This window comes from Clostridium sp. 1001270J_160509_D11, assembly GCF_015667935.1.
In the GTDB taxonomy this organism is placed as follows: Bacteria; Bacillota; Clostridia; order Peptostreptococcales; family Peptostreptococcaceae; genus Intestinibacter.
This window is the reverse complement of the sequence record NZ_JADPET010000019.1, coordinates 1-21,592: the sequence shown is the minus strand read 5'-3', so window position 1 is coordinate 21,592 and position 21,592 is coordinate 1. Positions and strand designations below refer to the sequence as shown.

Genomic DNA, 21,592 nt, shown 5'->3' with positions numbered 1-21,592 from the left:
TAAAAACATACATTTTATAGCTTTTTTGTTCAGCCTTTCATATTCCAAAATTTCCACCTTCTTTTTTATAAATACATGTTATAAATCCGATAACAATTCATAATTATTATCGGATTTTATCTCTTTTTAAAATATTAATTCTATATATTTCAACTCAATCAATTTTTATTCTAAATTAAGTTTTTTCTCTAATAAAGTAGTTGTTCCAAAGAATAATGCTAATGCAATTACAACATTTAATATCAATATCCCAATTTCATAACTTCCAACAGATAATATCGTTCCAAAAAGTTTATCTACATTTAAAAATAATATATCTAAATTCACAATTGCTTCAACTCTTGAACTAGTCATAAAATAATCAAAAATACCTCCGATAGCAGACTGTATTATAGTTAATACAATCATAGCTACTAAACCTGATAATACTTTATGTTTTGATAGCTTTGGTAGATGACATATTGTTATTGCTAAATATATTGTTAATATAAATACTGAATAATTTACTATATAACTTAAAATATAAAATAAAATTCCGCCTGCATTTTTTGAAAGAATAGAGCCCATATTTTTTAAACCATAACCAATATCTATAACATCACTCATTTTATATCCAACCATAACTGAAACTAAAGCTATACAAATCATTCCAACAATTGATGTTAAAATAATAAATAATAATGATGTTAAGAATTTAGATAGTACTAAAGTTTTTTGACTTACCGGTAGCGTAAACATCAAATACCCTTCATCTTCTAAAAGCCCCTTATTAAATCTTTGAACTATAAGAAGTATAGTTAATACAATTGCAGCTATAAATAATGCCAATCCTGCAAATATACCTACTATATATAGTACTGAAAAGTTATGTTCATAGTTATCAAAATTTATAAATAATGCTGCTATAAGTGAAAATATCAATCCCATTATATAAAATGGAAAAAATATTCTCCCGCAAGATTTAATTTCATATTGCATCAATTTTCCTAACATCTAAATTCCTCCCTAAATAAAGCATCTATAGATTTTTGTTTTTCTGCTCTAATTTCATCTACATTACCCTGTAGAGCAATTTCTCCATATGATAAAAATATAACTTCATCACATATATTTTCTATTTCACTTATTAAATGTGTTGCAATCAGTAAAGTTGAATTTTCATCGAAATTTTTAAGTATTGTATCTAATATAAAACTTCTTGCGGCTGGATCAACTCCTCCAATTGGTTCATCTAATATATATAAATCAGCTTTTCTAGCCATAACTAATATTAATTGAACTTTTTCTTTTGTCCCTTTTGATAGAGTTTTTAATCTTCTATTTTCATCTATGTCTAAAGTTCTTAACATTTGAAGAGCTTTAACCTCATCAAAATCTTTATAAAAATCTTTAAAGAAATCAATTATATCTTTTACCTTCATCCAATCATTAAGGTAAGTTCTTTCTGGTAAGTATGAAACTATTTTTTTAGTTTCTATACCTGGTTTCATACCATTTATAAGAACTTCTCCTTCAGTTGTTGTAAGTAAACCATTTATTATTTTTATCATAGTTGTTTTTCCACTTCCATTTGGTCCTAAAAGCCCAACTATTTTTCCTTTAGGAATTTTTATATCAATTCCTTTTAATGCATCTGTTTTACCATATTTCTTGTAAACATTTTTAAACTCTACTATATTATTCATTATTATCCTCCCTCAAGATTTCTCCTACTAAATTTAGAATTTCCTCATTCGTATAACCCAAATTAATTAAAGTATCCAATGTTTTTTTTACATTATCTTTAACTAAATTTTTTCTTTCTTTTTCTATTAATTCTTTATTATCTGTTACAAATCTTCCACTAGTTCGTTTTGAATATACAAATCCTTCTCTCTCTAGCTCAGCTAATGCCTTTTGCATTGTATTTGGATTTACCATAGCATCTGCTGCTAAACTTCTAACAGAATCTAACTTTGAATCTAATTCAATTTCCCCTGAAATTATCTTCATTCTTAGTTGCTCAACTAGTTGTATATAAACAGGTCTATTATTATCTATCTGCCATTTCATATTAACACCTCCTCATCATTGTATTAATACTTTAATACAATGATATTATTATTTTTTTTATTTGTCAAGTATTACATCATGTAGCTTTTTATTTGTAAATTTTCTATAAAATCCTTAATTACTAACATTTTAAAAGGTAGGTATGTTATGTCTAACATCCTACCTCTATTTATACTTTATCTAAAAAATATATTATTTTATTTGAATAGAAACTTTTATTATATAGTCATTCATCTCTTGTACTGATACTAAATCTAGTAATACCTCTTCATATGAATAACCTATAATCTCTAAATTATGCTGTTTTATAAGTTTCATTTTATTAGACATTATTTCTTGTTTTCGTCTAAGTAATTTAATTTCATTTTCGATTTCATTAGTTTTATATTCAAAAAGTTCGACTACACTATTTGGATTTCTTTTATCCATAAATGATTTGATTTCTTTTAATGGAACACCTAAATCTCTAAGTGTATAGATCATATCAAAAATTTCTAATTGATAAATAGAATAATACCTATATCCATTTTCCTTAACTATTTCAGGTTTAAAAAGTCCTATTTCGTCATAGTGAAAAAGAGTCTTCTTATTAACATTGCATAATTTTGCAAACTCACCAGTTGAAAAGTAATTATCTTTCAAATTTCAATCCTCCTATTGACTATCCTGTAACAGAATACTTTAGTATATACTATATAAAAACTTAATACTTTTTTCAAGGAGGTTATATGAACAATACATTACAAAACAAAATAACACTTACATCTTTAGTTAAATATACTTTGCCAACAGTAATAATGATGATATGTTTTTCTCTATATACAATTATAGATGGTATGTTTATTTCTAGGTTTGTAGGTGCTAGTGCCTTATCTGCAGTTAATATAGTATATCCTGTTATATATTTAGTTTTAGGCGTTGGAACTATGTTTGCAACGGGAGGAAGTGCTATAGTAGCAAAAAAACTTGGTGAAAACAAAATCGATGAGGCAAGAGAAAATTTCACATTAATCACTATTAGTGCATTAATAATCGGTATCGTTATCGAAGTTATAACGATTATTTTTATGAAACAAATAATTTATATTCTTGGTTCAACTGATGCATTATATTTTTATTGTAAGGAATACTTACTTTTCATGATATTATTTACACCATTTATAATATTAAAATTCTTTTTTGATTATTTCCTTGTTACAGCAGGGGCTGCACAACTTGGATTATTCAGTAGTTTATTAGGTGGTATAGTAAATATAATTTTAGACTATATATTTATAGTTAAATTAAATATGGGTATAAGAGGAGCTGCTATTGCAACTTGTATTGGATATGCAATTCCTTCATTTATAGGAGTTTTCTATTTCTTAAATAAAAACCATACTCTACATTGTGTTAAACCAAAATTGACATTTGATATAATAGCTAACTGTTGTTCCAACGGTTACTCAGAAATGATTACACAAATATCAAACTGTATTACAACATTTGTATATAATATAGTTTTAATTAAATTATTAGGTGAAGATGGTGTCGCATCAATAACTATAATTTTATATATACAATTATTGTTAAACTCAGCTTATATGGGATTCACTTCTGGTGTGCAACCTAGAATAAGTTTTAATTATGGAAGTAGAAATGAAAATCAGTTAAAGAATATTATAAAGTATAGTTTAGTTATAATTTCTGTATTCGCAGTATTTACATTTGTTTTATCTAGACAAAATGCTGATATTCTTATAACTATATTTACACCAAAAGAAAGCTCTTTATTCGGTATTACAAAAAATGCTTTTATGATATTCTCATTTGGTTTTTTATCTAATGGTATAAATATATTTGCATCTGGAATGTTTACTGCATTTTCTAATGGGAAAGTGTCTGCTATTATATCATCACTTAGAACATTTATATTATTTATAGTTGGAATGATTATATTCCCTAACTTCTTCGGAGTAAATGGAGTATGGATGGTAGTTCCTTTTGCAGAAATAGTTACTTTACTTATATCTTTAATTTATATTTATAAATACAGAAAAGAATATATGTATGATAATATGTTTGCTAAAAAAGAATTAGAGGCCGCATAACCTTAAAGTAAAAAGAAGATGTTGCTTTTATCTGTTTTTGAATAAGTAATTTCCTTCTTCCTTTATCATGGACAAAAACTATATTTTATTTAATTGATAAGCGTTTAAGCTTTTTTAAGAGTTTTTTCAAATGATACTTTTTAATCTTATTTTTGTAAATTACTTTGATTCCAAAATCATTTTCACATTTTAATATAAATGAGGATATATTATTCATATTTGCGTATATTACAATTTTCAAAAGTTGTCTTGGGGTTGCTGAATTTCCTCGAATACGAGAATAAGTCTGATATAATTTTTCTAAATTCATCTCCTCTATAATTTGACTTAACAACCTCACAGAATCATCTTTTGGTATTAAAGAATCAATATTTAATAATGATTTTAATTGATAATTATTTTTTGAAATAGTATAATCTACTTGTATAGTATTGTGTTTGGCCATACAATTATTATACAAAAAATTCCAAGATCTTTTGAACTTGGGATTTATTTTTTTTAACAAAAAGGGCATCGCTCTATTTCTTAGTATGACACCCCCTTTTACTTTAAATTTTCATTACAATTCGCCTATTATATCTGGATTTTCAAATATGCTATCTAGTTTTTTTATAAATGGTATAACCTCTCCAAAATCTAATGCTCTGTGATCAAATGCAATACATATTGGAAGTATTTTTCTAATTCCAATAGTTTTTTCTCCTTGTTCATTTGTATATACTCCCGGCTTTTCTTGAATTGCAACAAATCCAATCACACAAACCTGTGGTGGAATAATATCTAACATTGAAATTGTTCCCCTTTGTTCTCTATATGTTGAACCAATATTAGATATAGTTATTGTCATCATTTTTCCACTTGGTAAAATCCAAGGCATATTTACATTTATATTTTCTATAGTTCTTATTTCACCTTCTTTTGTATCTTTATTATAAGATATATGTGCATTTAATTTTGGAGCATATTTTAGTCCTTCTGAAAATACCTTTATCATTATTATATACATTATTAAAGTTATACAAAGTATAGCTTATCTAGAAAAGTATAAAAAAAATCCCCAGAGATTTTTGGAGTAATCCTGGGGTACCTATTATAGGTTAAGGGTTATTTTATTTTCAAACTATTTTGTCATAAAATAGGTTGAGGGCGTTCTCATTTATACAGTCTTCTGTGCTTGTTTATTCCAAAAGCTGTATAGGTCTTCTTCTTTTGGAAATAGAGGTAATCCCATATTTTTGTGAAGTTTTACAAGCCAAGGTAACTCAAGTCCTGCTTCGTTTATTTTTTCTTCATTTACGAAAACTTCAGCTCTTGTACCTTCATTTATTAAAACTCCTTGATTCAGTACATATACATAGTCACATATTTCATAAATTAAATTCATATCATGACTTGATATTATGATTTTTACACCTCTATCATTAAGACCTTTTATTATATCTACAATAGCTCTAGTACTTATTGGATCCAAACCTGCTGTAGGTTCATCTAATAATACTAATTTATTTTCCATAGCTACTACGGATGCTATTGCAACTCTTTTCTTTTGACCAAAGCTCAAATTATGAACTGGTCTATCTATAAATTGTAAACCATTGACTGCTTCTAAAGCAGTATGGATTCTATCTTTTATTGTTTTTTCATCCATACCTATATTTCTAAGTGCAAAAGCTATATCATCATAAACCATTGAGTAAAATATCTGCTTTTCAGGATCTTGAAATACTATTCCAACTTCCTTTCTTAGATTATATAAGCTTTTCTTATCATACTTTATTTGTTCTCCATTATAGAGTATTTCTCCTTCTGTAGATTTTAATATCCCCATAAGGTTATTAAATAAAGTTGATTTGCCAGAACCATTAGATCCAATGATTCCGATAATGTCACCTTTATTAAAGTCCATACTTACATTGTCGAGTGCTTTTCTTGTTTTATCATATTGATATGTTAAATTATTTATTTTAAACATCTTTACTATCCCCTACTATATGGAATGTACCATCAAATAATTTCATATCTAAGGCTATACTCATTTCATCATATCTTATCATCATTCGCTTGAATAACATATTTACTAAAAGCCCAAATGAATGGTATCCATTTTTTAAATTTATATATCCAAAGCGAAGTTCTTGGGAAGTTCTTATATCTAATACTTCCTCCATAAATATAAATATGAATCTATACATAAGCATTGATATCTCTAAAACTACATCTGGCAAGTGTAATTTTTTGAATATAAATATAAGTTGATTAAAAGGTGTTGTCAACATTATAAAATATATGCATGTTAAACAAGACAATGCCCTGAAAAACAAATGTATAGATGTGTCTATAGATGTATTAGAAACACCTATATATAAATTTCCCACTTTTATATAATGAAGTAAAATCGATTTATCAGTTGAAAAGTTTATTAAAATCATAATTATACTTATTAATAAAAATGCAAATGGTATTTTTATAAAATGTATATAGTCTTTTACCTCTATTTTGGCAATTCCAACTATTGTAATACTCATACCTAATATTATCAATACTGATAATATGTTGTAAGGACTAATTAATGATATTATTAAAAATAACATACCTACACTAAATTTTATATTAGGGTTAACCTTAAATAATTTATTCTTATAAGCATAATCATCTATTATCATTAATTTATCTTCTTTCTAAATTTATTTGAATTCACTAATACCTTAAACTAAATGTATTATAAATTATTTTTCTTCCCTCATTTTATGTTTAGTTCTAGTAGCTCCTATGTAGTAACCAACTATACCAGCACCTAGTGCTGCTTGAGATGCGAATAGTAAACTTTCGATTTCTCCACTAGCTGGTTCAAAGAAACTGCTAAACCATGGTTGATAATCTGGATTTATTTCTGTGATAGCTGCTTCAGCTTCACCATCTGCTCCACCAAATTCTGCATCACTTTGTATTACTTGAGGCACTACTATTATAGCTAATACTAATAGTAATAGTATTATATTTAATTTTGTACTATTACCTTTTTTTGATTTTGTTTCATGAGTTGTCATTATGCTAGTACCTCCTTATCTTCATTTTCAGTTATAAAGTTATAGATTATAGTTGTTAATAACCCTTCTGCTATTGCTATTGGAATTTGAGTTATAAAGAATATTCCTAAGAATTTAATAGCAGATACTGCAAATCCACCAACTGGATCAGGGAATGCTAACCCTAATTGTAATGAAGTTAAAGTATATGTAGCTAAATCTCCTATTGATGCTGCTAAAAATACTGCAACATTTTTATTGATTTTATCTTTGCATAATTTCCAAATTAAATATGATATGATTGGCCCAAATATCGCCATTGAAAATGCATTTGCGCCTAAAGTTGTTATTCCCCCATGAGCTAATAATAACGCTTGGAATAATAACACTATTGTTCCTAATACAACTGTTACGCTAGGTCCAAATAATATTGATGCTAGTCCTACCCCTGTTGGATGTGAGCAACTTCCTGTTACAGAAGGTATTTTTAATGCTGAAAGCACAAATACAAATGCACCACATAAAGCTAGCAATAATTTTTTCTTTGGATGTTCTTTTACTACTTTTGTTATATTTTTTAAACCTACAACAAAGAATGGTATAAATAGTACATACCAAATTACTGCCCATTTTACTGGTAAGAATCCTTCCATAATATGCATAGCGCCTGAAACTGTCGGAGCTAATACTAGCATAAATGCTGCTAACATACACCATTTCACATTAGTCTTTTGTAATCTCATTTACCTACCCCTTAAAAATAATATATTTGAAAATGTTGTGTATTAAGAACTGATAATATCTTATTTATGATAATAAATTTTGTCTATAACTCCCATTATTTAAATAATAATTCTAAAAATAAAAAACCTAACTACTCTGAGTTAGGCAATATCCTTAAATAAGTTTAAAAATTATTCCTTAATTAAGATATTATCTCCAACCCCGGAGAAATTCTTTTATTTATTAGGCAGGTTTCCTGACTTAGTCTCATTCTATCCCTCCCTTCCCATGATTTTAGATCACAGTGGTAACTGAGGGAATCGTCAACATTACAGTAGCGGGGGCTGTAGAGGATTTACACCTCTTTCCCTATTAATCTAATGTAGAACCTAAAAAATTTTAATTTTAATACCAACATATTCCATCTTGAGAATATATTTAAAGTATAGCATAAACAGACAAAATGTGATGGTTTTCACAATTCCAATTTGTTATAGTCTATAATCTTTTTATATTTTAAATTAATATTACATTGTAATTATATGATTATGTAAGTTTAACTATATAATATGTTGTTTTTTAATTCTAATTACGATTTTATATTTTTGATATAGCTTATAAAGTCTTTTTTAATTTATTAATTCCGTTTAGTTATCTAGTTAATTATTACCTTTTTCAAATAGGTAGATACAATATCTGAAAATCTCTGTATATCTTTTATATAAATAAAGTCTTTTCCATAGATTTTCTTTTCTGCCTCTAGGTCAATTTCTTTTCCTGTAAAAACTCCTAATACCATTATTCCTCTTTTTCTAGCTTTTCTAACTTCCATAGCAGTATCTTTAATTCCTACTATACCTTTATAAGACATTTCTCCTCTTATACTTCTTGAACTGTCTTTACCTATTTTTACATCGTTTGGTTTACCGTCACTAAGTACAATTAAAATTTTATTTTCTTCTTCTCTTTCTAATAGTCCATCACAAGTTGCTTTTATCGCAAGACCATCTCGATTATTTCCAGAACAGTAATATTCAAATATATCCTCACACTTTCTGACATTATCGTTATAATCCCTAAATCGTTTTAATATTGTATAATCAAGAAAACTTTGAAACCCCATAACTCTGTTTGGAATCCCAGCGAGTGTAAGTGCAGCAGATAATATATATGCTTGTATCGCAACCATAAATTGTTTTGATGTTTGTGAACCACTTGAATCGAGTAGTATATCTATAACATATCTTCCTTTTCCATTGTCTACATCTTTATAAAATATCTTGTTATTACTACTTCGTCCTATTCTCCACGCTTTATTTGCATATATTGTTCCGCAATCAGAATAAAGTCTATCAGACGAACTTTCTTCTATTAATAATCTAGAAAAACATTCTCTAAGCTTATTTATTTGTCTTCTATATACCTTCATTTTATATTGAAATTCAAATAAGTTATTATCCTTTTGTCTAGTTACATATTTTAATTGGAACGCATTTTCACAATGTGATCTCAAAACTCCATCAGTAAAATGAAGTCTGCATCCTTCATGAACATTTCTACAATTTCTAGATTCTATTTTTCTTCTATCGCCTTCATTTAAGTATGATTTTCCATAATAGTATTCTACTCTTTTATATATCTTATTTAGCATTTCTTCATTTACATATAATACTCTATGTGGTGTAGATTCTAAATTTATATCTTCTTTTTCGTCGCCTAAACCATCTACCAACATACCGCCAGTAAAGTTATTAATCTCTGTTTCAACATTTTCTACCTCTTGGTCATCATATAATTCTTCTAACATAAAATCTGCAAATGTATCAAAATCTACTTCTACATTTTTTATATTATCTTCTACAAATTCTACATTTTGATTTTGGCTATCTAGTATATATTGAAAATATGTGAGATATATTTCATCTACCTTTTTCAAGATTTCCATTATATCTCCATGTACATCAATATTATTAATTTCTCTAAGTATTTTTCTAACTAATCTATCCATAACTGGATGTCTATCCATTCGTTGAAGGACATATGTATATTTTAATAATTTTAAAATATCTTCTTTATGTATTTTGGAATAACTTTTTAAGATGTCATCATACGCTTTATTTCTAATATCAATTACTCCTGGTCTTTCTTCTATAACTTTTTTCTCTACAATATCATTTAATACTATTTGAATAATTGTACATAAGATGTCTTTGTTATATCCAGATTTCATTCTATTAACTAAGTATTTCTTAACAGTCTCCCAATCTATATATTTTCTCATTGCGCCTGCAATTATCGCATAATACATAGATGCATCTTTTGAAGTATAATCTTTTTCTGATATATCAATATCTTCATCATACTTTCCTGCGACTGTCCAAGCTAAATTATTAACCCTATTATCAAACTCATATTCATTAAATATCCATTTTAAACTATTTGTCATATTCATCACCCTTTTAATTAATATTTAAGCATTTTCAATCTGCATAAACTAATCATTTGGGAATATATCATGACTTTCCCATCCTTCTGGAATTCTAGTTCTTATAATGTCTGATACCATTTCCTTTTCATAAATATCAAAAGTCTTTCCTGTAATCCCCATATTAATTGCTAGAGTCGGTTTTAGTCCTCTTTTTATAGTTTTTAATGCACCTATCATTCCTCTTAAATCTATTGCTTTTGTTGATATTTCTCCATTTTCTGCTTTTAATTGTAAGTCTAAGAATATTCCTATAAATTGATATAGTTTTTCATCATCTACACTAGGGAATTCTCTTTTTAATATCATTTTTAATTTTTCTTCGTCTACTGCCGGCATATCAATTACTAAAAATCTTGAAACTAATGCTTCATTTAATTCTTTTGTTCCAGCATATTCATAATTCATTGTTCCTATAAATCGAGTTGCTGGGTGTAGATTTATTCTTTCATATCCTGGAACATCTATAACTCTTCTATAATCAAGTGCTGAGTGAAGTACTACAATTGCATCATTTTTAGCCATATTTATCTCATCAAATATTCCAAACCCTCCATTCACTGCACATTCATATACTGACCCACGTCTAAGTTTAACTTCATTATCTATAAAAGTATCTGTACCTATTAAAGATGCACTATCTGTATTTATATGAAATGAAGTATTCCATTGTGGTCTTCCAAATATCTCTGATAGATTATCAGATAATAAATTTTTACCGGTTGCCTTTGGCCCTGATAATAATATATTTTCCTCTTCCAAAATCCCTGTTATGCACATCTCTAAGATATCTTTTCCTATGAAAAATGCTGGTGATTTTGTAACCCTCTCTTTTAATTCATCTTTTACATCATATTCTTTTCTAAAATATTCAATATCTTTTATTAATGATTCTCTTATGTCTTGTTCCCTTAAATTTTCTAATATATCCATCTGTTTCTCCTTTTACTTTCCCCTATTTACTTATTTTTATATTATTTTGTATAATTACCAAATTCATCTGTAATTATAATATATCGAGTTTTATAACCATATATTGTAAATTATATCACCTATCACTTATGTATTCCGTTATAAAAATAGCTAATGTTATATTTTTTTAACATATCTTATTCATCATTTTCCTCAATCCACATCTAATAATGTTGAAATTTCATTATTTTTATAGACTTTTCCTCACTGCAACTAATGGTAAAATAAGACATAAAACTCTGTCGTAAAACCTCAACTTATGTTATAATATGCTGGTATATATTGCCTAATAAGGCAATTAAAGTATTTTATAAATTGGGAGGGTGATTAAAATAGTATTTTCAAATTTATTATTTATGTTTGCTTTTTTACCAGCAAACATAATATGTTATTTTCTATCTAGAAATTTAAAAACAAAAAATATTATACTTATAGTTTTTTCACTGTTATTCTATGCTTGGGGAGAACCTATATGTGTAGCTTTATTGATATTTAGTTCATTTATAGGTTATATCTTTGCTATTTCAATAGATAAAAGCGAGACTAAACAGCAGAAAAAATTATATTTGATTATTTCATTAATAATTAATCTTGGTTTATTAGGGATATTTAAATATGCAGGTTTCTTCGTAAGCAATATCAATTACTTACTTCATTTAAATTTACCTGTCCCTCAAATCTCTTTACCAATAGGAATCTCATTCTATACATTCCAAATAGTATCTTATGTTATAGATGTGTATTGTAATAGAGTTGATTCTCAAAAGAGTTTTGCAAAATTCTTAATGTATGTATCTTTATATCCACAATTAATTGCGGGGCCTATTGTTAGATATATCGATATAGAAAGAGAAATTGATCATAGGGAAGTTAGTATTGTAAATATATCTCAAGGTATAAACAGATTTATAGTAGGTTTAGCTAAAAAAGTTATAATAGCTAATACAGCTGCTACATTAGTTTCAACTTTCTTGGACGGCAAGTTAGCTTCAATGGGTGTATTAGATGCTTGGTTCGGACTTTTCATGTACACTATTCAAATATACTTTGACTTCTCAGGATATTCAGATATGGCGATTGGTCTTGGTAAAATATTTGGATTTACATACTGTGAAAACTTCAATTATCCATACATATCAAAATCTGCTACTGAATTTTGGAGAAGATGGCATATGTCTTTAGGTTCATTCTTCAGAGATTATGTATATATACCTCTTGGGGGTAACCGTAAAAGACAATTATTAAATATATTTGTTGTTTGGTTCTTAACAGGGTTCTGGCATGGAGCTAGTTGGAACTTTATAATATGGGGATTATACTTTGGTACAATAATTTACTTAGAGAAAAAAGTATTCTTCAAATTTACAAAAAAATTACCACAAGTTATTCAATGGTTCTTTGCAATGATTGTAATAATGGTAGGTTGGGCAATATTCTACTATGTCGACTTAAATAGTCTTGGAACTTTCTTAAAAGCATTAGTAGGTTTAAATAATAACCCACTTTACTCTGATACACTTCCGATAACATTTATGAGTAATGTAACATTTGTAGTTCTTTGCATAATTGCATCTACTCCTGTTCCAAAAATGTTATTCCAGAAGTTAAATGACAATAAAGTAGTAAATGGTAATTTAGATTTTGTACAAATCATTTTTAATGTATCATTAATATTCTGTATAATATCTATGTTAGTTGGAGAAAGCTATAATCCATTCTTATATTATAGATTCTAGGGGGTATAACATGAATAATACAGCAAAAAAATATGATAATTTAAAAAATAGTAACACTACAAGAAAACCAAAACTTAGTGATTATCTAAATATTGGTGTGTGCGGCTTAATTATGATGTTCTTCTTTGTATCTATGTTCTTTACAACTAATGGTGGTGTATCTCAACAAGAAAAAAGAAAACTAGCAAGTTTTCCTAAGATATCAGAAATGACATCAGAAGATTTACTTAGCGGTACATACTTCTCAAAAATAGATGAATTTTACAAAGATAACTTTGTACATAGAGATCAATTCCTTGCTTTATCAGATTCTATAGACGGTCTTAAAGGAGTTGAAAGTGAAATAAAAATGACAGTTGTATCTAATAATGCTACTAACCAAAGTGCAACTGCTAAAGATGATGATAGTGATTCAGACAAAGATATGTATAAAAATGTTGAACAAATCGGTACTTTATTAAGTATCGACAACATAGTTTGTGAAGCGTACGGATTTAATGAACCGACTATCAATGATTACGCAGAAACAATTAAGAAATTTGGTGATACTTTAAAAGGTGCAAATGTGTATAATATTTTAGTTCCTACACATGTTGAGTTTGCATTACCATCTAAGTATCAAAACTTATCTGCAAAAGAAAAACCAGCAATTGACTTAGTTAATAGCAAAATAGGTAATAATGTAACTCCAGTAGATGCTTATTCTATTCTAAAAAAACATAAAACAGAATATATCTACTTTAAATCGGATCATCACTGGACACAACTTGGTGCATATTATGCTTATACTAAATATTGTGAAGCAGCTGACTTAAAACCATTTAAGTTAAAAGATTATCCTTTGAAAAAAGTTGAAGGATTCTTAGGTACTTACTACTCTGCTTCTAAAGACCAAAAATTAGCTGATGACCCGGATGTAGTTGAATATCGATCTGTTGGTGCTGATTTAACTGCAACAATTTACGAAAATAGTTCATTGACAAAGAGCTTTGAGGCGTCTCCTTATTCAGATTACTCTACAGGTTCAAATGCATATGGTACTTTCCTTCATGGTGATAATCCTCTTACTATAATCAAAAATCCTGATGTTGATAGTAGTAAAAAGGTTGTTGTTATAAAAGAATCTTATGGTAATGCATTTGCTCCTTTATTAACTCAAAATTATTCAGAGGTTTATGTAATAGACCCAAGATATTTTAATGGTAATCTTAATGATTTTATAAAAGAACATGAAATTAAAGATGTTATATTTATAAATAATATGGTTGCTGTTGGTTCTCAAAGTCGTGTAGATGAATTAAAGAAATTACTAAACTAAAAATATAATTTTTCAAATTTAAAAAAGAAGATAACAAAAAATATTTGCTATCTTCTTTTTTATTTATTCTTCTCTATTATTTCCTAAATAAGCCACAACTACTGCCCCTTGTGCTGTATGAGCTCCTATAGTTGGACATATATCTGATATTAGAAAATCATCTACTCCATATTTTTGTTTTATTTTTTCTGCTACATATTCGGCATCTTCAATGCAATCTCCATGAGATATAAATACCTGTTTTAAATTTGTTACATCTGATTTTTTTTCTATATTATCAACTAATGTATGTAGTGCTTTTTTTCGTCCTCTAACCTTTCCTATAGCTGCTAATCCACCTTTATCATCCATATGCAGTATAGGTTGTATATTTAGCATTGTTCCTAAAACTGCACTCGCTTTTGAAAGTCGTCCCCCTCGATATAAATGATTTAAATCAGAAACTGTAAATTCATGTATTACATGCTTTTTATTATCATTTAACCACTTAGCAATTTCTTCTATAGTTTTTCCTTGTTTTTTCATATCTACAGCATGCATAAGTAATATTCCCTGACCAACTGTACCTGATAGTGTATCAACTACTATTATCTTAGATTCTGGCTCCTCTTCCATTATTTTTTCTGCACACATTTGTGCATTATTATAGCTAGAACTTAAACCAGATGAAAAACTTAGGTGAAGTATATCATGTTCTTCATTTATTTCCTTTTGAAATCTAGAAATTATATTTATTGGATTTGATGCACTTGTTGTAGGCATTTTGCCATCTCTTAATGCTTGATAAAAATCCTTCACCGGCATATCATCTACGCCTGGGATATATTCTTTTCTGTCTACTATATAATATAGAGGATGCACTACTATATTATTTTCTTCTAAGTATTTTGTTGGTAAATCTGCTGTAGAATCCGTTGAAATAATGAAATCTCTCATATTTTATCCTCCCCTGTATAAAGAAATACTTTATTTCTAATCATATTATAATTATATTAGATTTTTATGAATTTTGGGGTTTTAAAAGCATACAAAAAATGCTATAAGTAATAAGAATCACTCATAGCATTTTTTAATTTATCTTAAATTTGTTTGCCCCATAATATCTAAATCAATTGTTTTTGCTACTTTTCTTCCATCAGCAATTGATTTGCATACTAATGATTGACCACTTCTCATATCACCTGCTGCGTATATACCTTTAACAGAAGTTCTTCTAAATTTATCAGTAGCTACATTACCTCTTTCATCAAGTTCTACACCTAAATCATGTAATAAAGTCTCATGTTCTGGATGTAAAAATCCTAATGCAAATAATGCTAAATCACATTCAATTTCGAAATCTGAATCAGGTATTTCTTTTCTATTTTCATCTAATTTAACTGCATGTAGTTTATGAACTATTCCTCCTTCGCCACTAAATGCTGTAGGTTTTACAGAATACTCCCTTATTCCACCTTCTTCAAATACTGGATTCTTAGTCATTGCATAAATTTTTCCCCAGAAACTAGCACCTTTTAAGTCCCTTTCGCTCTCTGATGATCTTTGGAGTTGATATACATTTTTCGCCCCTTGTCTTATCGCTGTTCCAACACAGTCATTAGCTGTATCTCCACCACCAATTACAATTACGTTCTTGTCAGTAGCTATAATTTCTTCCTCATCAACGTCTAGTCCTCGATTTCTCTTATTTTGTTGTTTTAAATAATCAACAGCAAAATGAAGACCTTTTAAAGAACGTCCCGGTATAGGTAAATCTCTTGCTTGAGTTGCTCCACCAGTTAAAACAATTATATCGTACTCTTTTTTTAATATTCTAGCTGGATAGTCTCTTCCTACCCATATATTTGTTTTAAACTTTATTCCCTCTTGTTTTAATAAATCAATCCTTCTATCTACAACCCATTTTTCTAGCTTAAAGTCTGGAATTCCATATACTAAGAGTCCACCTATAACATCATCTCTTTCAAATACAGTTACATCATATCCTGCTTTGTTTAATTGGTCTGCACAGGCAAGACCTGCAGGACCCGAACCAATTATCGCAACACTTTTTCCTATTCTTATTAGTGGTGGTTTTGCAGTTATCCACCCTTCTTCAAAAGCTTTATTAATTATACTAAGCTCCATATTTTTGCATCCAACAGGCTCTTTTATAGCTCCTAACACACATGCCTTTTCACATAAACCTGGACAGACAGTCCCTGTAAATTCAGGGAAATTATTTGTTTGAAGTAATCTATCTAGTGCCTCTTTCCATTGTCCTCTATATACTAAATCATTAATTTCTGGTGCAGCATTTCCAAGTGGACATCCATATTCAGATGTGCAAAATGGTACTCCACAGTCCATGCATCTAGCTGCCTGTATTCTTACTTTTTCATAATTCATTGGTATATATATCTGATTAAAGTCTTTTATACGCTCCTTTACTGGACGTTTAGTCTGATTCTCACGTTCATACTCTATAAAACCAGTTTCTTTTCCCATATTTGCCCTCCTTATACTACTTGATATTCACTTATTAATTTTTTATATACTTTAGGTATAACTCTTAAAATATTTAATTTTTCTTTATTCCAATTATCGAGTATCATTTTTGATTTTTTACTTTGAGTATATTCAAAATGTCTTTCAATTAAATATTTTAGTAATTCTTCATCCTCAGTATCTATTATGTTTTCAATATCTGAAGTGTCTAGTACTCCTGGATTTAATTTTGTATTTAGTGAATGCTTTGGATCATATACGAACACTTTTCCTCCACTCATACCAGCGGCAAAGTTTCTACCTATATCTCCTAATATAACTACTGTTCCTCCTGTCATATATTCACATCCATGATCTCCTACGCCTTCTACAACTGCTGTTGCACCAGAATTTCTAACTGCAAATCTTTCACCTGCTTTTCCGTTAGCATAAAATTCACCACTAGTTGCTCCATATAAAACTGTATTGCCTACAATTATATTTTTATCTGATTTTACAGTACATTCTTTAGGAAGTTTAACTTTTATCTTAGCTCCTGAAAGTCCCTTTCCAACATAATCATTGCATTCACCTGTCAAATTAATTGTTATTCCTTTCATTCCAAAAGCCATAAAACTCTGACCTGTACTTCCAGTTAAGTTTAAAGTTATTGTATCGTCAGGTAACCCCTCTGCTCCATAGCATTTTGCGATTTCGCCACTCAACATAGTTCCAACTGTACGATTTATGTTTTTTATTTTAAAATCACCAGTTACTTTAGTTTTATTTTCTAAACTGACTTTAGCAAATTCAATTAATTTTAAATCATATGCACTATCTATTCCATGGTCTTGCTCCATTATCTTTCTACCAACTATTCTCTCTGGTAGATTAGGTCTATAAAGTATTGAAGAAAAATCTAGATTTTTAGTTTTCTCGTTTGTTAAAAGCTCATTTATTTCTAATTTATCGACCCTACCTATCATTTCATCCATAGTTCTAAATCCAAGCTGTGCCATGATTTCTCTTACCTCTGTCGCAACGAATGTAAAATAATTTATAAGATGTTCTACCTTACCTTTAAATTTTTTTCTTAATTCTGGATTTTGTGTTGCAACTCCCATTGGACATGTATTTGAGTGACATTTTCTCATCATCATACATCCCATAACTACAAGTGGTGTTGTAGCAAATCCAAATTCTTCGGCACCTAATAATGCTGCAACTACAACATCTTTTCCAGTTCTCATCTGTCCATCTGTTTGTAATGTTACCCTACTTCTTAAGTTGTTCATAAGAAGGACTTGATGAGCTTCTGAAAGACCTAATTCCCAAGGTCCACCCGTATATCTTATTGATGTGTAAGGCGCTGCGCCTGTACCTCCATCATATCCTGATATTAATATGATATCTGCTTTTGCCTTTGCAACACCTGCTGCAACTGTTCCAACACCAACTTCTGAGACTAATTTTACTGATATATTAGCTTGTGGGTTTACACTTTTCAAATCATGAATTAACTGTTCCAAATCTTCTATTGAATATATATCATGATGTGGCGGTGGTGATATTAAATCTATTCCGGGTATTGCATGGCGTACTTTCCCTATTTTCTCATTTACTTTTTTACCTGGAAGTCTACCACCTTCTCCAGGTTTTGCACCTTGAGCCATTTTTATCTGTATTTCTTTAGCATTTACTAAGTACTCTGTTGTAACACCAAATCGTCCTGATGCAACTTGTTTTGTTGCACTCATAGTTATAGTTTTAAATCTGTTAGAATCCTCCCCACCTTCACCAGTATTTGAACGTCCACCTAATGTATTCATTGCTGTTGCTAGTGTTTCATGAGCTTCTTTACTAAGTGAACCAAAACTCATTGCTCCACTTACAAATCGCTTAACAATTTCTGATACTGGTTCAACTTCATCTAAAGAGATGCTTTCTGAATCCTTAAATTTAAGCAATCCACGTATAGTACATAACTCTTCAGCTTGGTTATCTATAGCCTTTGAAAAATCCTTGAATAATTTATAATTATTTTCTCTAACACTTTTTTGTAAGGTAGTTATTGTATAAGGATTAAACATATGTTTTTCTTCATTTCTTCTATAATTATATTTTCCACCGAGTTCTAGTGTATCTATTGGATTTCTTAATTTGTTATATGCAATATTGTGTCTTTCTAAAGTTTCTTTTGCAATTATATCAAGTCCTATTCCTTCAATCCTTGTTGGTGTTCCTGTAAAATATTTATTTACAACATCACTATTAATGCCAATACATTCAAATATTTGTGCACTTCTATAACTTTGGATTGTAGATATTCCCATCTTTGATATTATCTTTAATAATCCATGACAAATAGCTTTATTATAATTTTCTTTTAATTGTTCTGATGATTTATGACCAACGTATAATTCTTTCTTTGCTAGTTGTTCTATAGTTTCATAAGCTAGGTAAGGGTTGATTGCTGTAGCACCATATCCTATTAATAATGCAAAATGCATAACTTCTTTGGCTTCTCCAGTTTCCAAAATTATATTTACATTAGTTCTCAGCTTATTTTTTATTAGATAATGTTGTAAAGCACTAGTTGCTAATAATGCTGGGATAGGTGCTTGTTGTTTGTTTATATTTCTGTCTGATAAAATTATTACATTATATCCTTCTATTATTGCGTCTTTTGCCCTTTGACATAATAAATCTAATGCCTCGACCAAATCTTTACCTGTACCAGGTGATCTAAATAGCATTGGTATTTTTACAGCTCTTAAGCTTTGGTTGTTTATCTTGCTTATTTTTTCTAAATCTACATCAGACAATATTGGACTATCTAATTGTATAAATTTATAATCTTTTTTATCATTATCGAGTAAGTTTGCTTTTTGCCCAACAATTGTAACTAAACTCATTATAGATTCTTCTCTTATTGGGTCTATTGGTGGATTTGTCACTTGTGCGAATAATTGTTTAAAGTAGTTATAAAGTAGTTGTGGTCTTTTTGATAAAACCGCAAGAGGTGTATCATCTCCCATAGAACCTTGTGGTTCACTTCCATCCTTAGCCATTTGTGCTAAAACTATTTTTATATCTTCATAAGTGTATCCAAATGCTTGCTGTCTTTGTAATAAAGTATCCTCATCACCTTTTGGTAGATATGATGGTTTTGCAATCATATCCATAGTTATTTTATTGCGTTTAAGCCAATCCTCATAATCATATGATTCAAATAATCCTTTTTTAATTTCATCATCTGGAATTATTCTTCCTTGTTCCAAATCAAGCATAAATATTTTACCTGGCTCTAAGCGACCACTATATTCAACGTTTGATGGTTCTGTTTCTAATACACCAGTTTCTGATGCTAATATAACAAATCCATCTTTCGTTATTGTATATCTTGATGGTCTAAGTCCATTTCTATCTAACATTGCTCCTAATTGTACCCCATTTGTAAAAGCTATTGCTGCTGGTCCATCCCATGGTTCCATTATCGTAGCATGGTAGTTATAATATGCCTTTTCTTTTTTGTCCATTAATTCATTGTTATTCCATGCTTGTGGAATGAGCATAGTCATTGCCTCAGTCAAAGATTTTCCTGTTGATATCAAAAGCTCAAATGCATTATCTAATGTTGCAGAATCTGAGCAATTTGGCGTTAAAATTGGGAACAATTCTTCTAAACCATCTTTAAATTTATCTGATTTTAGTACACCTTCTCTAGCATTCATCCAATTTCTATTTCCCATAATAGTGTTTATCTCACCATTATGAGCCAAATATCTAAAAGGCTGTGCCAAATCCCAAGTAGGAAATGTATTTGTTGAATAACGTTGATGTATTAAAGCTAATGCTGACTTAAAATCTTTATCTTCTAAATCTTTATAAAAACTTCCTATCTGTCTAGCCAAAAGTAATCCTTTATAAATTATTGTTCTGCTAGATAAACTCGGTATATAAAAATATCCTTTATTATGCATTTTAGAGTTTCTAACTTCTTTCTCAGCTTTTTTTCTAACTATGAATAATTTTCTCTCAAATTCTTCAGTCGTATAATCTTCCTTATCTATAAATACTTGTTTTATTAAAGGTTCACTACCTTTTGCGATCTCTCCAATTGCATTTCGGTCAACCTCAACATCTCTCCAGCCTAAAAGTTTTAATTTTTCTTTTCTCAAAATTGTTTCAAAAATACCTTCACATTCTAAATCTTCATCAGATTCACGAGGTAAAAATACCATACCTACTGCATATTTTCCCTCTTGTGGTAAATCAATTTTATTTTCCCTACATTTCTTTTTAAAAAATTCATGCGGTATTTGAATCATTATACCGGCTCCATCTCCAGTAGTTTCATCACATCCAGTTGCCCCTCTATGAGATAAATTTTTTAAAATTAATAGTCCCTTTTCTACTATTTCATGTGACTTTTCTCCCTTTATATTTGCAATAAAACCTATACCACAATTATCTTTTTCAAACTTTGGATCATACAGGCCTTGCTTTTCTGGTAATCCAACATTCTGTATAGTTTGTTTTCCCTTCATCTCAATTCCCCCTTAAGTATATTGAATACATTTCTTTCAAATAAAGTTTTTTCTCAGTCGACATCTGTATATGATATAATCTTTATTATAGTTAAGTTTTCAGAATTATGCAATTTTTTAAAAAATTATTTCATTTTTATTTTTTAATATCTTACTTTTTTGTTTTTTAGTGAT

18 protein-coding genes and 1 riboswitch are annotated in these 21,592 nt (G+C 28.8%); of the genes, 3 read left to right on the top strand and 15 right to left on the bottom strand.

The features are described 5' to 3' along the window. Positions 1-165: 165 nt before the first annotated feature. The 4 genes from I4U58_RS03495 to I4U58_RS03480 all read right to left on the bottom strand — a co-directional run bounded on the left by I4U58_RS03495 (position 166) and on the right by I4U58_RS03480 (position 2,694). Entirely contained in the window at positions 166-993 is an 828-nt protein-coding gene (locus I4U58_RS03495) for a hypothetical protein (RefSeq protein ID WP_195929656.1), read from the bottom strand. Further along, positions 987-1,685, bottom strand: coding sequence for an ABC transporter ATP-binding protein (locus tag I4U58_RS03490; protein ID WP_195929655.1), 699 nt, complete (start codon positions 1,683-1,685; stop codon positions 987-989). The genes I4U58_RS03495 and I4U58_RS03490 overlap by 7 nt, the downstream gene beginning before the upstream one ends. Beyond that, positions 1,678-2,052, bottom strand: a complete 375-nt coding sequence (locus I4U58_RS03485; protein WP_195929654.1) for a GntR family transcriptional regulator — start codon at positions 2,050-2,052, stop codon at positions 1,678-1,680. Before I4U58_RS03485 ends, I4U58_RS03490 begins: the two co-directional genes overlap by 8 nt. Positions 2,053-2,244: 192 nt before the next feature. Continuing rightward, complete coding sequence (locus tag I4U58_RS03480; protein ID WP_195929653.1) at positions 2,245-2,694, bottom strand: MerR family transcriptional regulator; 450 nt, start codon at positions 2,692-2,694, stop codon at positions 2,245-2,247. Positions 2,695-2,780: 86 nt separating this feature from the next. Here I4U58_RS03480 and I4U58_RS03475 point away from each other — a divergent pair, with 86 nt between their 5' ends. Next, positions 2,781-4,142, top strand: coding sequence for an MATE family efflux transporter (locus I4U58_RS03475; protein WP_195929652.1), 1,362 nt, complete (start codon positions 2,781-2,783; stop codon positions 4,140-4,142). Positions 4,143-4,227: 85 nt separating this feature from the next. On the opposite strand, the gene I4U58_RS03470 is transcribed toward I4U58_RS03475, so the two are convergent. The 8 genes from I4U58_RS03470 to I4U58_RS03435 all read right to left on the bottom strand — a co-directional run bounded on the left by I4U58_RS03470 (position 4,228) and on the right by I4U58_RS03435 (position 11,309). Then, positions 4,228-4,647, bottom strand: coding sequence for a hypothetical protein (locus I4U58_RS03470; RefSeq protein WP_195929651.1), 420 nt, complete (start codon positions 4,645-4,647; stop codon positions 4,228-4,230). 54 nt (positions 4,648-4,701) lie between these two features. Further along, positions 4,702-5,136 (bottom strand): 2-oxo acid dehydrogenase subunit E2, encoded by a 435-nt coding sequence (locus tag I4U58_RS03465; RefSeq protein ID WP_195929650.1) that lies wholly within the window; start codon positions 5,134-5,136, stop codon positions 4,702-4,704. A 162-nt stretch (positions 5,137-5,298) separates the two neighbouring features. Next, positions 5,299-6,114, bottom strand: coding sequence for an ABC transporter ATP-binding protein (locus I4U58_RS03460; RefSeq protein ID WP_195929649.1), 816 nt, complete (start codon positions 6,112-6,114; stop codon positions 5,299-5,301). Then, complete coding sequence (cbiQ, locus tag I4U58_RS03455) at positions 6,107-6,805, bottom strand: cobalt ECF transporter T component CbiQ (RefSeq protein ID WP_195929648.1); 699 nt, start codon at positions 6,803-6,805, stop codon at positions 6,107-6,109. The genes I4U58_RS03460 and cbiQ overlap by 8 nt, the downstream gene beginning before the upstream one ends. A 63-nt stretch (positions 6,806-6,868) precedes the next feature. Then, a complete protein-coding gene (locus tag I4U58_RS03450) occupies positions 6,869-7,189 on the bottom strand; it encodes an energy-coupling factor ABC transporter substrate-binding protein (RefSeq protein ID WP_195929647.1) in 321 nt (106 codons plus the stop codon). Beyond that, on the bottom strand, positions 7,189-7,878 hold the full coding sequence (locus I4U58_RS03445) for an energy-coupling factor ABC transporter permease (RefSeq protein ID WP_330593223.1): 690 nt from the start codon (positions 7,876-7,878) through the stop codon (positions 7,189-7,191). Before I4U58_RS03445 ends, I4U58_RS03450 begins: the two co-directional genes overlap by 1 nt. Before the next feature lie 241 nt (positions 7,879-8,119). Next, positions 8,120-8,299, bottom strand: a riboswitch (cobalamin riboswitch). A gap of 247 nt (positions 8,300-8,546) precedes the next feature. Further along, positions 8,547-10,337: a nitric oxide reductase activation-like protein gene (locus I4U58_RS03440; RefSeq protein WP_195929645.1), complete on the bottom strand. Its 1,791-nt coding sequence runs from the start codon at positions 10,335-10,337 to the stop codon at positions 8,547-8,549. Positions 10,338-10,385: 48 nt separating this feature from the next. Further along, positions 10,386-11,309 carry a MoxR family ATPase gene (locus I4U58_RS03435; protein WP_195929644.1) on the bottom strand — a complete coding sequence of 308 codons (924 nt, stop codon included), beginning with the start codon at positions 11,307-11,309 and terminating at the stop codon, positions 10,386-10,388. 362 nt (positions 11,310-11,671) lie between these two features. Here I4U58_RS03435 and I4U58_RS03430 point away from each other — a divergent pair, with 362 nt between their 5' ends. Both I4U58_RS03430 and I4U58_RS03425 read left to right on the top strand, forming a co-directional pair. After that, positions 11,672-13,084: an MBOAT family O-acyltransferase gene (locus tag I4U58_RS03430; protein WP_295573778.1), complete on the top strand. Its 1,413-nt coding sequence runs from the start codon at positions 11,672-11,674 to the stop codon at positions 13,082-13,084. A gap of 10 nt (positions 13,085-13,094) precedes the next feature. Further along, positions 13,095-14,402, top strand: coding sequence for a DHHW family protein (locus I4U58_RS03425; protein ID WP_195929643.1), 1,308 nt, complete (start codon positions 13,095-13,097; stop codon positions 14,400-14,402). 63 nt (positions 14,403-14,465) lie between these two features. On the opposite strand, the gene I4U58_RS03420 is transcribed toward I4U58_RS03425, so the two are convergent. The 3 genes from I4U58_RS03420 to gltB form a co-directional block, all read right to left on the bottom strand. Next, positions 14,466-15,338 (bottom strand): DegV family protein, encoded by an 873-nt coding sequence (locus I4U58_RS03420; RefSeq protein ID WP_195929642.1) that lies wholly within the window; start codon positions 15,336-15,338, stop codon positions 14,466-14,468. A gap of 138 nt (positions 15,339-15,476) precedes the next feature. Next, positions 15,477-16,889, bottom strand: coding sequence for a glutamate synthase subunit beta (locus tag I4U58_RS03415; protein WP_195929641.1), 1,413 nt, complete (start codon positions 16,887-16,889; stop codon positions 15,477-15,479). A gap of 11 nt (positions 16,890-16,900) precedes the next feature. Further along, positions 16,901-21,418, bottom strand: a complete 4,518-nt coding sequence (gene gltB / locus I4U58_RS03410) for a glutamate synthase large subunit (RefSeq protein ID WP_195929640.1) — start codon at positions 21,416-21,418, stop codon at positions 16,901-16,903. Positions 21,419-21,592: the final 174 nt, after the last annotated feature.